We start from the raw sequence: 12,713 nt of genomic DNA on the forward strand, positions 1-12,713 counted from the left end.
CGATAGATGAGAAAGAGGGGTATGGATTGAAGCTAACAAAAGAACTGCTCAAAAGAAGAATAGATGTAGCAGCTAAACGAAAACCAGCTGATTTAGTTGTAAGAAACGGAAGGATTGTAAACGTTTTCACTCTTGAGGTTATTGAAGATCATATCGCAATTGTTGATGGTTATGTTGTCGGCATAGGTGATTATGAAGGTGTTGAAACTATTGATGCAGCAGGCAATTTTATTGTTCCTGGCCTTATTGATGGCCATGTGCACATAGAATCTGCAATGGTAACGCCGGCGGAATTTTCTAATGTCGTCCTTCCTCATGGTGTAACAACGATTATTGCCGATCCTCACGAAATTGCCAATGTGTCTGGAACTGACGGGATTAATTTTATGCTCCATGATTCTGAAGGCATTCCGCTCGATGTCTATATTATGCTGCCTTCATGCGTTCCTGCTACTCCTTTTGAAAACGCAGGTGCCACACTTTCACAATTAGATTTGGAGCCTTTTTATGATCACCCAAGGGTTCTTGGTCTTGGTGAAGTAATGGATTACCCTTCTGTATTAAATAACGATAATGGGATGCTGAGCAAAATTGAAAGCGCGAGTTCAAAAGGAAAGCGCATTGACGGCCATGCTTCAGGACTTGATGCAAATGCAATAAATGTATACATGACCGCAGGAATTCGAACAGATCATGAATGTGTTTCATCAGAGGAAGCAATAGAAAGACTTCGAAAAGGGATGTATGTTATGCTGCGAGAAGGCTCTGCAGCAAAGGATTTAGTCCAATTATTAAAGGCTGTAAATGAAAATAATGCACGCCGTTGTTTGTTTGTGACAGATGATAAACACTTAGATGAAATAATTGAAGAAGGCAGCATTAATTTCAATATAAAAACTGCAATTGAAAATGGAATCCACCCTTTACTTGCTATACAAATGGCCACACTTAATGCAGCCGAGTGCTTTGGTTTAAAAACAAAAGGCGCTATTGCACCAGGATACGAGGCTGACTTCTTAGTCGTAAATAATCTCCAAACAATGGAGATTGAACAAGTTTATAAAAACGGAAAACTAGTTGCAGAACACGGATCAGTCGTTTCACCAATTCATTCAAAGACAGAAACGCCTTCATCCATTTTAAACAGTGTCAATCTTGAACGGATTGAAATTGAACATTTAAAAATAAACATCAAAAATGGCAGCCTAGCTAATATAATTGAAATCCTGCCTAATATGATTGTAACAAAGCATTTGATAGATGAAGTTACCTCCATAAATGATGAATTCAAAACGAATATTGAAAAAGATCAGTTAAAATTAGCCGTACTTGAGCGCCATAAAAACACCGGAAATATTGGTCTTGGAATCATAAAGGGTCTCGGTATAAAAAATGGAGCGATAGCATCAACAGTAGCTCATGATTCGCATAATATCGTCGCAGCAGGCACAAACGATCTTGATCTTGTAAATGCCATCAATTTAACAAGAGAGATGAATGGAGGGTTAGTGGTTTCCCAAAATGGAGAAATACTTGCTTCCTTGCCGTTACCTGTTTCAGGATTAATGTCAGATATGGATTTCAAAATTGCTTATAAGAAAATTAAAGAATTGAACAATGGTCTATTAACTATTGGTTGTACAATGGATTTTAATCCATTTGTCACACTCTCCTTCTTGGCACTGCCTGTAATACCTGAATTAAAGCTAACAGATATTGGTTTATTTGATGTAAAGGCATTTAAGCATATTGGTGTTGAAGTTAATTAAACGTACAACAGGTGGTTCACTATTTTTATAGTGAACCACCTTCATTTATTTCTTAGTTACATTTTCAGTTCCAAGTGACAACGCAGCCCAGGCAGATTCATCTGCAAAATATCTTGACCAGCTGGCAACACCGGCTAAATCATATTTTAATGCGACATCAGCACGTTTTTTTAATGATAATTCATCCTCAAGCCAAATTTTATATGTTGATTGCTCTTTTTCTGAGTAAATTTCTGCATAGTTTTGACCAGAAGCTTCATCATATTCAGGAGTTACATTATTTTCCTTCAGCCATTGCTTCACTTTTCCCATGGACAGCGCTTTAGAAGTCACTTCCCCTGTATCCTTCTCTGTCCATAGCCTTGTATATAAAGGTACACCTAAAATGAGCTTGTCATTCGGAACAACTTCCAGCAGCCTTTTTAAGTTTTCTTCTACCCAAGGCAAGCTTGCTACGCTACCCGCTTTCGGAGATGTTCCCCAATGCTCGTCATAAGCCATAACAACTAAATAATCAACAAGATTGGCCAGCTTATCTCTCTCATAAAAGACTGACCAATTTCCGCTAGTAGAAATAAAAGTAATATCCATAGAAACAACGAGACCTGCTTCATGAAAATAAGGAACTGCTTCACGAACAAATTGCGTAATAAGAGGCCCATCCTCTGGATTTACATTTTCGATATCAAAATTAATTCCATTCAATTGATAGATTTGACTAAAATGTAATAGCTGCCGAATCATTTTTTGTCTAGTTTCAAAATCCTTAAACGCTTCATGTGTTAATTGAGGATCAAAAGCATTTGAAAATAATCCCCAAATCTGATATTCCTGATTTTGAGCCCATTTTACAAAGTCAAGTGAGGCAAGGTTTTTTATAGCCCCTTCATGATCAGCTAATTCAAACCATGTAGGTGAAATAACATTTATTCCATGCATCATAGGAATTTTTGCAGTGTCTGGATTTTTCGTATAAACAGCTTCCCATGTTAGGTTAATGGGTCCTTCTATTTTTGGCACAACTGCTTCCTGCTGATTATGATGAAGTGTGACTGTTTCTGTTTTCCCCTCAGTCACAAAATCCTTCTTAATAAAACCAGCTATACCATTTTCTTTTCTGACAAAATAGTATTCTTCCTTCTCGCCTTCAATGAAAAGATCTTCACCACTAGTTACTTGATCAGTAAAAGGAGATTGCAAGCTTGCATCTGTCCTTAGCCGAAGCTTTTCTTCGTTCATTTCTTTGTTAGTAATTTTTGCATGACGAATATTCTGTCCATTCTTCTTAACCCAAATTGCGTTTGTTTCCGGCAATATAGAATATTCGAATGGATAATAAGCTAGAAGAGGATCTAATGCAAGATACATTTCGTTGTTTTTCTTTTTAAATACGGAAAAATGTAATTGTACAGGCTCTTCATTTACATAATAAGTAAGCGATTCAGAAGGCATTTGCACTACTTTATTTTGAGTCGTAATTATTATTGAATTCGATTTCTCATCATAAGTGATAGCATCATCAAAATGTTCTTTTATAAAGGAAAGTGGCATATATACACTATTTCCTTCGATAATGGCATTTCCAGCCTGCTCCCCATTGAATAAAATTGGGTTTTCCCCTTGAAAGTATATTTCCCTTTCCTTTGATGCAAATGGATATAATAGTAATATAATACTAGAGAAGATTAATAAAAAAGCAAAAAAAAGGCCGCCTACTATCCACCATTTCGATAGAGGCTTCTTTTTGTAATATTCGACACGAGCCATTCCCTTTCCCCCTTAGAACTATCGTAACGAAAATTTCTCTAATTGGGAAGGTCTTTTAATGGAAATCACTTTCCTATATTAGCCATCATGCATTTTTTGCCTTAATATCACTTTTTTCCGGAATTAGCATGGCATGCTTGAACAAAAATTGGTACAATAATAAAAATGACTTTTCTATTAATAATAGTGAATAATGTCTAATTACACAGAAATCGGCAGCACGCCGATTTCTTTATTCTTAAAGACATGCAGATATTATCGAAGGAGAATTTTTTATGGTAACGAACGGAATAATTTTTGTACTAGCTTATTTATTAGGATCCATCCCATCAGGATTGATTGTTGGAAAGCTTTTTTATGGGGTCGACATTCGTGAACATGGGAGCGGAAATTTAGGCGGAACAAACACATTTAGAACTTTGGGTGTAAAAGCCGGGCTTGCTGTAACTATTGCAGATATTTTAAAAGGCACATTAGCGGTCTACCTGCCTATATTATTTGGTGCTGAAATACACCTTCTAATAGCTGGAATATTTGCTGTTATAGGACATATGTATCCAATATTTGCAGGATTTAAAGGCGGAAAGGCAGTGGCAACCTCTGGAGGCATTCTTTTAGGATACGCTCCATTAATGTTTATTATAATGATTTTAGTTTTCTTTTTGTGCTTATATTTAACAAAGTACGTTTCATTATCTTCGATGCTTGCGGCTATTGTAGCTGTTATTTATTCAATTATCACCCAGGATACTCCTTTAATCATTGTCGTTTGTCTCCTCGCCTTTTTTGTTATTTATAGACATCGCGCCAATATTAAAAGGATCCTAAACAAAACAGAACCAAAAATAAAATGGCTTTAGCTTTTAAGATTCGACAGCAGAATTTGTTTCTGCTGTTTTTTTATATTCTTTTGATTAATAAGAACAAATTTATACATAATCAGATTTTTTTCGGCATAGAGTAGATTGAAACAAAAATTAAATGACATTATTGAGGTGGTTCTATTGCTTTCAGCTAAATCACGTATTCGAAATAATTTATATTTATATGATGAAAACCGAGGTCAAATCCAAACAGAATATTTGACAAGGACGGCAGCAGTTGGGTTAGCGCATGAAATTAGAAATCCTCTAACCACTGTTAAGGGCTTAATTCAGCTAATAAAACCGCATTTAGCGGAAATTGGCAAAGAACAATATGCTGACCTTGCACTTGAAGAAATAAATCGGGCAAATGACCTGCTTTTTGATTTTATGAGCTCAGAAAAACCGAAGTTAGCATTGAAAAGTGAACTCTCATTAAATAAGCTGCTACAAGATATTGCTATAGTATACGAATGTGAAGGAAGCTTAAACAATATTCAGTTTACCGTTCAACTACTAGATGAAAATCTTAACGTTTTGGCTAATGAAAAACAATTAAGACAGGTATTAGGAAATATGATAAAGAATTCAATAGAAGCCATCCTAATCTGCCGTGAAGAAAATAATAGACAGATAACAATTTCATTAAGTAAGCATAATTCCGCAGCTTTAATACTAATAGAAGACAATGGATTCGGAATGTCAGCTGAAACGATGGAACAAATATTCACTCCTTTCTATTCAACAAAACAATCTGGCACTGGAATCGGTCTCTCTATTTGCAAAAAAATAATTGAGGACCATGATGGCGACCTGGAAATAAAGAGCTCGACTATAAATGGGACTGCTTTTATCTTAAAGCTCCCATTAAAATAAAGAAAAGCGGAGCATAGCTTCCGCTTTTTATACTTTTAGCAATTGAAATCTGCCAGATCCAAAAACATCCTTTACATAATCAAGTTTTGTATTCTCAAAATAAACCCTATCCTTCGGATGAATTAATAGATTTATTCCTTCGACTTCAATTTGTTCATCATCAGTTAATGGCTGCTCTTCCAGAGACAGCTTTAATTGAGGACCACCTCAGCCAATTCCCATAGATAAGCGAATATATAGCTTTTCGGATTCATATTTCTGCTCTTTTTTAATTGCATCTTCCAATATTTGAACCGCACTAGAAGTCAATTTTATCATGTAATCACCCCTTCTCCTTATTTTATCCTCAGTATTCAATAATTACACGAATTACGCTTGGACAAAAATTAAAATCATGTCGAAATTTTCCTATTTTTGTATTATAGTAGATTTAAATATGCAGTAGGGAGATCAATATGAAAAATATAAAGTCGATTATTTTTTCTGCTCTTTTTTGTTTTACCTTAATTAGTTTATCTACAGGTCTAATTTATAAAATGTACAATGAGAGTAAAGTCATAAGAACAGAAAAACTTCCTGTTTACCTTCATGAATTTAAGCATACAACCGTCAGCTCTAAAAATTTTTCAGAATCGATTACTCTGGGAGCAATCGGCGATATTCTCATACATGATTGGGTTTATCAAGATGCTAAATCAAAGTCAGGTTATGACTTCAATCCAATGTTCCAGCACATCAGCTCTATTCTCCATGAACCCGATATTCTTCTTGCGAATCAGGAAACAATCCTTGGCGGAGAAGAAATTGGCATTTCAAGCTATCCCCTTTTTAATAGTCCCCAAGAAGTTGGTGATGCATTAGTACATGCTGGTGTAGATATTGTTTCTACCGCCAACAACCACTCTCTTGATAAAGGTGAAAAAGGGCTAAAAGCATCTATCGATTATATGGATAAAATTGGACTTCCCCATGTCGGCACATATCGGAGCCCTGAAGAGCAGCAAACCCTCCTTATTTTAAACAAAAATGGGATAAAGGTAGCTTACCTTTCCTACACATACGGAACAAATGGAATCCTGATTCCGAGCGGGAAAGATTATCTAGTAAATGTAATTGATAAAGAAAAAATGAAAGAAGAAATTCACCGAGCCAAAAAAGAGGCAGATGTTGTCGTAATGAGTCTTCATTGGGGTAATGAATACCAGCGTTTTCCTACTGCTGAACAAAAAGAATTAGGACATTTTTTAATAAATGAAGGCGTTGATATATTGTTTGGACATCACCCCCATGTTTTACAGCCAATGGAATGGCTAAATGCCACTGATGGAAGAGAAGGTCTAATCGTGTATTCATTAGGAAATTTTCTTTCAGGACAAAATTGGGATTACAAAGATATAGGCGGAATGGCAACAATAAAAATTTCAAAAAGTATTAATGAAAATGGAGTGTCGATCAAGTTAGATCATCCTGATTTCTATCCAACTTACGTGTCAAAACAAAAACTAAAAAACTACCGCATTGTTCCTCTTATTGAGGCAGAAAAATATGGCTTAAAAAATGCTTTAGATAAATATAAGGAAATTCAGAATCATATGTTGGGCAATCTTTAGAAATTTATGGTTTGAAAAATATCAAATTAGATTTTTAAAATTAATATTGTAAAAAAATTAAGAGGAACATGCTAAAATATGTTTAAACGAAAACCGGTGTTTATTAATAGTCTCAATCTTTTTTATCGTATACGTTATAAGAAAGTTCAATATGAATTGGAATAAATATCTTTTTAAACCTGATTGGCAAAAGAGTATTTCCTTTCCTTTTATATGGAATGGGTTTCATACAGTCACTGTAAAAGTATTTTATATGGCCCTTGGGTATTCTTTAGAAGCTTGCTTTTGCTTTGCTGTTGGGGGCATTTTCTATGCCGGCATTACTATTCGGTCAGGGAGTATTATTCCAGCTGTTATTTGGCATTTCATATTAAATGATTTGATGATTTTAAGCGGAATTATATCGTATATTGGTTAATTTACAGCAGATGATAGAATGAAGGAGGAAATAAACATGAAAATACATATTAGCGATGAAGCAGCCGCTTGGTTTGAAGATGAAATGCTATTGAAAGAAGGTAATTATGTCCGTTTTTTTGCACGCTATGGCGGATGCAGCACAGTACAGCAGGGCTTTTCATTAGGAATATCTAAAGAGGAACCTGTTAATTCGGGAGCAGAAATCTTAAAAAATGGAATCACTTACTATATAGAAGAAAAAGATATATGGTATTTTGATAATCATGACTTACATGTTGAATTTAACGAAAAAGCTCTAGAGCCTGAATATAAATATATTTAAAAAACTGCCTTGTCATTTACAGTTTTGATATGATGACAAGGCAGTTTTTTTATAATTAAAATGACTATTCGAAAACTAGTTGTTCTTCTAACGCCAAATTTGTTCGGTTAATCCTTCATACTTAAGAATATCAGCTTGTCTCTCCCCAATGAGATCAAAATGTGAATATCCGTCTTTTCGAGTATGTATCCACTCCGGCTTCAATCCATATTTTTTTCCCCATGCAATGAGTTTATTTAAGTCATTACAACCTACCTTTGTAACCGTTTTACATCCAGGAAAACGGTCATCAAGCCAATAATGTGTTAAGAAAGCAATGCCGCCATGATCAATTATTTTCTTCCAATCATTTAATTCCTGTCTTTTTATTCCAAAAGCCAAAAATGCACCGCCTCTCTTAGTAAGTATTTAATCACCTAAATTTTCTATACTGGTTTTTTTGCATTTTCATAAGCTTCATGCCAAATTGGATAATGTTTTTTAATTGAGATGGGACGGAAGGATTCTTTCTTTACACAAACATGCTTAGAAATACCAGTAACAGCTATTTCTTCATCTTCCGTATATATTTCATAGCCGTAGCTGACACGCAGGCCGTCATAATCTTCAATCCAAGTCTTTACAATTGCTTTTTCACCATAATGAAGAGGTTTTTTATAGGATGCTTGTATATCTAAAACAGGCGAAATAATTCCGTCCTTCTCCATTTCAGCGTAATTAAAACCTAAATCCTTTATAAGCTGTGTCCGTCCTAATTCCATCCAAATTAAATAATTTGCATGATAGACAACACCCATTTGGTCTGTTTCTGCATATCTTACTTCTATTTCTTTTGTTGATATTAGCATTACTATTCCCCTTTTCCCAATCTTACTAATGCTGCTTCTACGTCTACTTTTTCAAGATAAGAAACATGTTCCAACAACTCAGCTTTATCCTCGTTTCCTAATAGCCTCATTGCTTGTGATTGAATGGTTTCATCAATTAAATTCGTAGCAAACCGTCCATTTCCCTTAATTTCAATCGTATTTATTTTTTCTTTTATAAAATCCACTGCTTCTCCAGATAAGTTGTATTGAAAATGTGAAGCATAATTTATCATGATTTTAAGCAATTCATCAGTACTATAATCATTAAAATGCAGGAACTTTTTAAATCTTGATTTTAGCCCCGGGTTACTTTGCAGTAATGCTTCCATTTCTTTAGGATACCCTGCCAAAATAACGACTAAATTTTCATTATGCTTTGTCATTTCATCTACAAGTGTATCAATCACTTCTTTGCCAAAATCTCCTTGTGTTTGTGAAAGCAATGAATATGCCTCATCTATAAATAGAGCTCCGCCGAGTGCTTCTTTTATTTTCTTTTTTGTTTTAATGGCTGTTTGCCCGACATAGCCCGCGACAAAATCAGCTCGGCTCGCAACAATCAAATGACCTCTTTTTAAAAAACCGCATTCTTTTAAAAGCTCGGCATAAATTTTTGCAACGGTTGTCTTCCCAGTGCCTGGATTGCCAATAAAGACTGAATGAAGTTGAATCGGAACAATCGGCAGCCCTTTGTCTCTTCGAATTTGCTGCATTTTTACAAATGATGTGAGCATTTTCACTTCATTTTTTACCGCTTCAAGCCCAACTAAATTCTCTAGCATGTTTGAAGGGTTCATCGTCTTATCTTGTTCTATTACTTCAAAATCTTTTCTATCGAGCAGGGAATAATCTAATATGGAATGCTCTACAGTATGTTGTGCACCTTTTTTGAAAATAGCGTCCAGAACTATATTTTTTACAGCTCTTGCATTTCCAAACGAATCATCAACCCGTTCCATTTCAACCCTTTTTTCAAGCTCTTGTTTCGCTTCCTCAGTCAAAACATAGTCATTACCCAATGCTAATTTGTCTGCTATCACAATAAGCTCTTTATTTGTATAGTCTGGCAAGTGGATATGATTGGACTGTGGGAATCTGCTTCTCAAACCTGGATTGGCATCAAGGAATTGTCGCATTTCATCCGGATACCCAGCCATGATAACTGCAAATTTACCGCCAAATTCTGCCCCTGTCATTAATGACACGAGTGTATCAATGACGGTTTGTCCATAGTCATTGCCTGTTTGCCCTTGTCTTTTTAAACTATAGGCTTCATCAATAAATAATACGCCGCCTAATGCTTTTTGGACAGCTGCCCGAACATTTTCCTCTGTTTGGCCTACGAAGGCGCCGACGAGCTGTGAGCGATCTACTTCAACTATAGCTTCTTTTGATAGGGCACCAAGTTCATAATAAATTTTTCCCAGCAGTCTTGCTAACGTCGATTTACCTGTTCCGGGGTTTCCGGTTATGATCATATCAAGACTTAGTTCATCCCTTAACTGAAAACCAAGAGCTCTTCTTTCATTCTGATACTTTAAAAAACGATAAAAATCCTTCACACGGTCTTTCACTTTTTCAAGACCTACTAATCCATCCAGTTCATCAAGAGGATTCTTAGCAATTTCTGTATCATTATCATTCATATCTTCCAAAAAAAGCTGCTGCCAGTTCACTTTTAATTCCTCTATACGCTCTAACACTTTTTTCATTTCCGAGTAATAAGACGAATGATAAAAAACTCCAACAACAGATTGTTTATAATCCTCAGATGCTTTCAAGAGAGATACAGTTTCTTCTTGTACGTTCTCTAACAGTTCCAGTAAATTCGTATATAAATTAAATAACTCAGTATTATTTAGTTTTTCCTGTATTTTTTCAAGCTTATCCCTTTCCTCATCCGCCTTATCAAGAAAATGTCTGCATATTTCTTGAATTTGATCAACTGCTTGCAATTTAGCTTGTTTATGATCAGTTTCACGCAAAGGAGGAAACGACAAAAGGGATAAAAATGCTTCCCTATTTTTCCAATCCAATTGCTCTATAATTTCAGATGCTTTTGAGTTATTAGGATTAATGTCATACGCCTTTTGAATCCACGCAAGGCCAAGAGAGTCATGTTTTTCTTTAGTTAATCTTGAAAGTCCGGCAATAGATAAAAGGCTTGAAATGAGTTCCTTATCCTTTTCATCACTTAGCGTTTTAATAAAAGCTAAAAGAGAGCCTTCATTTTCAATAACCCCATTTTGCTGAAATTCCAATTCCCACTCGTTTATTCTACTGTCCATTTTCTGTCTATGTTTTTCCATTATTATCACTTCTTTTTATATAGTCCAATAACTATCATAACATATTTAATTATTTGGAAAAAAAAATAAGACCTGATCACAATAATCAGGTCTCTTCACTCACTTATTTATAGCCGTTTTGCCTTGCTTCGCTTTCATCCTTTATTTCACTTCGCATTGCCTCAATACTTTCTTTGCGGCGTTCGTTTTTTGCTTCGATTCTTGCACGATCTTCTTCATTTGCAAATTGTAGAGATTCTTCTGCTTCGTTTATATTCTCAATTGTATTTTGAACCATTGTTTGAAGCTTTTCAACGTTATCACTACGGTCATCTGGATTTGGCTTATTAGTGTATTCCATAAAAAATAACCCCCTGTTGAAGTTGTGATGGTACAAATTTAGTTTGTGAATCAGAATGAAAATTATCAACGGAAAAGAGTGGTGTTTTTTTATTATGAACAAATGAAAGGTGACTCCCCTGAAAAGAGCCACCAATTTATTACCTATTCACCTTTTGTTTGCATTACTTGAGGGGTACCACCAGTATTGCTTTGCATTTTTTTCCCTTTATTCCCGCCATACCCTCGCTGCTGCGTTCCGGTATGGTCTGGCCTAAAGCCTTGAGAATGCTTTTTTGGATTACTCATATAAATCCCTCCTCTTATTTAAGTATGTACACTTGAAGAAGGGGTCATTAATAGTAATTAATGTTATTCTGCTTTATGGAGACGCTTTTCTTCTAATCTTTCTTCTATTCTTTCCATTGCTTCCTGATCTTTTAATATTTGTCGTTTATTTTCTAAAACAAGTTCGGCGAATGAGCGTTTTCTAGGTTTTCTCATTATTCTATCACCTTCCTTTAATACTATAATAACTGTTATTATTTCCAAAACTCTAAATAATTATTACAAATTTTCGAAAATTATATTAATCAAAAAAAAGCACCAGCTTACCTGATGCTATTTTGAATATTTCCTCATCATATCAATTGTCATTACGCTTAAATGCTTATGCTTAATAATTCCATTCTCATCAATAAAGAATGTAGTTGGAATTGACAAGATCTTATATTTCGAATTGACTTGTTCGTTTTTATCGAGAAGAACAGGAAATTGAACTCCCATTTGTTTAACAAACCCTGCCACATTGTTTTCTGGATCAATGTTTACGGCTAAAATAACGATTTCATCGCCAGATTCTTCGAAAAACTTTTGCATGGCAGGCATCTCAGCTTTACATGGCGGACACCACGTTGCCCAGAAATTCAGCATCACTTTTTTTCCTTTAAAATCCGAAAGTCGAACTGCTTTACCGTCCAAATCCTTTAATTCAAAGTCAGGAGCTTTTAATCCTACGCGAATGCCTGGAACCTGTTCATTATTCGAATCTTCCTTTCCTTGTGCTTGAACGATTACAATCGCCATTAGAAAGAAAAGAAAACTAGCAGAAATAACCTTTTTAATCATGTCTATTTTCAACACCTTTATAACTATTTACCGGTATTGTTACCTAGACAAGCAGAAAAAATAACGTTCTGAACATCCAAAACGCTACAAAAAATGTAACAATTCCATAAACCATTAAAATCAGCCAGTTTTTTAGCGGCCAAATCCCGTTTCGATATTTATTAAAAAAATAAAGAAGAGCTATTATAACGCCAAGAAGCTTTCCTTTTGTCCCGCCAGTTGTAAATATTATCGATGATGGATTGTCAATTAGAATGGTTGGCCGAATAATAATAGAACTGAATTTATAGACAATAAATCCAATTAAAAATGAATTCAACATACTATTTAAAAAAATTTCCTGAAAGGGTAAATCTTCTTTTGAATGGAATCTTATCATAAGATAAGCCGATAGACCGCTTATTAAATATAAAATCCATTCATATTTTATCATGAAGGGACCTAGCATGATCGCACCCATCT

General features: G+C 35.0%; 15 protein-coding genes. 6 read left to right on the forward strand and 9 right to left on the reverse strand.

The annotated features are described in order from the left end of the window. Positions 1–26: 26 nt before the first annotated feature. Complete coding sequence (gene ade, locus H0173_RS00960) at positions 27–1,769, forward strand: adenine deaminase (protein WP_221844048.1); 1,743 nt, start codon at positions 27–29, stop codon at positions 1,767–1,769. A 45-nt stretch (positions 1,770–1,814) separates the two neighbouring features. On the opposite strand, the gene H0173_RS00965 is transcribed toward ade, so the two are convergent. Next, a complete protein-coding gene (locus H0173_RS00965) occupies positions 1,815–3,536 on the reverse strand; it encodes a glycosyl hydrolase family 18 protein (protein WP_221844049.1) in 1,722 nt (573 codons plus the stop codon). 275 nt (positions 3,537–3,811) lie between these two features. Between H0173_RS00965 and plsY the strand changes: the two genes are divergently transcribed. From plsY to H0173_RS00990, 5 genes are all read left to right on the forward strand, one after another. Further along, positions 3,812–4,396: a glycerol-3-phosphate 1-O-acyltransferase PlsY gene (plsY, locus tag H0173_RS00970; protein ID WP_221844050.1), complete on the forward strand. Its 585-nt coding sequence runs from the start codon at positions 3,812–3,814 to the stop codon at positions 4,394–4,396. A 105-nt stretch (positions 4,397–4,501) separates the two neighbouring features. Next, positions 4,502–5,275 carry an ATP-binding protein gene (locus H0173_RS00975; protein ID WP_221844051.1) on the forward strand — a complete coding sequence of 258 codons (774 nt, stop codon included), beginning with the start codon at positions 4,502–4,504 and terminating at the stop codon, positions 5,273–5,275. A gap of 455 nt (positions 5,276–5,730) precedes the next feature. Then, entirely contained in the window at positions 5,731–6,885 is a 1,155-nt protein-coding gene (locus tag H0173_RS00980; protein ID WP_221844052.1) for a CapA family protein, read from the forward strand. 151 nt (positions 6,886–7,036) lie between these two features. Further along, entirely contained in the window at positions 7,037–7,303 is a 267-nt protein-coding gene (locus tag H0173_RS00985; RefSeq protein WP_221844053.1) for a hypothetical protein, read from the forward strand. A 36-nt stretch (positions 7,304–7,339) separates the two neighbouring features. After that, a complete protein-coding gene (locus H0173_RS00990) occupies positions 7,340–7,627 on the forward strand; it encodes a HesB/YadR/YfhF family protein (RefSeq protein ID WP_221844054.1) in 288 nt (95 codons plus the stop codon). 87 nt (positions 7,628–7,714) lie between these two features. Here the strand turns inward: H0173_RS00990 and H0173_RS00995 are convergent, their stop codons facing one another. The 8 genes from H0173_RS00995 to H0173_RS01030 form a co-directional block, all read right to left on the reverse strand. Next, on the reverse strand, positions 7,715–8,008 hold the full coding sequence (locus H0173_RS00995) for a hypothetical protein (protein ID WP_221844055.1): 294 nt from the start codon (positions 8,006–8,008) through the stop codon (positions 7,715–7,717). A gap of 44 nt (positions 8,009–8,052) precedes the next feature. After that, entirely contained in the window at positions 8,053–8,475 is a 423-nt protein-coding gene (locus H0173_RS01000; RefSeq protein ID WP_221844056.1) for an acyl-CoA thioesterase, read from the reverse strand. 2 nt (positions 8,476–8,477) lie between these two features. Beyond that, positions 8,478–10,805: an AAA family ATPase gene (locus tag H0173_RS01005; protein ID WP_221844057.1), complete on the reverse strand. Its 2,328-nt coding sequence runs from the start codon at positions 10,803–10,805 to the stop codon at positions 8,478–8,480. A 103-nt stretch (positions 10,806–10,908) separates the two neighbouring features. Next, positions 10,909–11,145 (reverse strand): small acid-soluble spore protein Tlp, encoded by a 237-nt coding sequence (tlp, locus tag H0173_RS01010; RefSeq protein ID WP_221844058.1) that lies wholly within the window; start codon positions 11,143–11,145, stop codon positions 10,909–10,911. Positions 11,146–11,288: 143 nt separating this feature from the next. Next, entirely contained in the window at positions 11,289–11,432 is a 144-nt protein-coding gene (locus H0173_RS01015) for an acid-soluble spore protein N (RefSeq protein WP_221844059.1), read from the reverse strand. Positions 11,433–11,495: 63 nt separating this feature from the next. Then, a complete protein-coding gene (locus H0173_RS01020; RefSeq protein ID WP_221844060.1) occupies positions 11,496–11,627 on the reverse strand; it encodes an FbpB family small basic protein in 132 nt (43 codons plus the stop codon). A 117-nt stretch (positions 11,628–11,744) separates the two neighbouring features. Continuing rightward, positions 11,745–12,251, reverse strand: a complete 507-nt coding sequence (locus H0173_RS01025) for a redoxin domain-containing protein (RefSeq protein ID WP_221844061.1) — start codon at positions 12,249–12,251, stop codon at positions 11,745–11,747. Between the two features lie 43 nt (positions 12,252–12,294). Next, on the reverse strand, positions 12,295–12,711 hold the full coding sequence (locus H0173_RS01030) for a hypothetical protein (protein ID WP_221844062.1): 417 nt from the start codon (positions 12,709–12,711) through the stop codon (positions 12,295–12,297). Positions 12,712–12,713: the final 2 nt, after the last annotated feature.

It is taken from the genome of Bacillus sp. S/N-304-OC-R1 (assembly GCF_019749375.1).
Lineage (GTDB): Bacteria > Bacillota > Bacilli > Bacillales > Cytobacillaceae > Cytobacillus.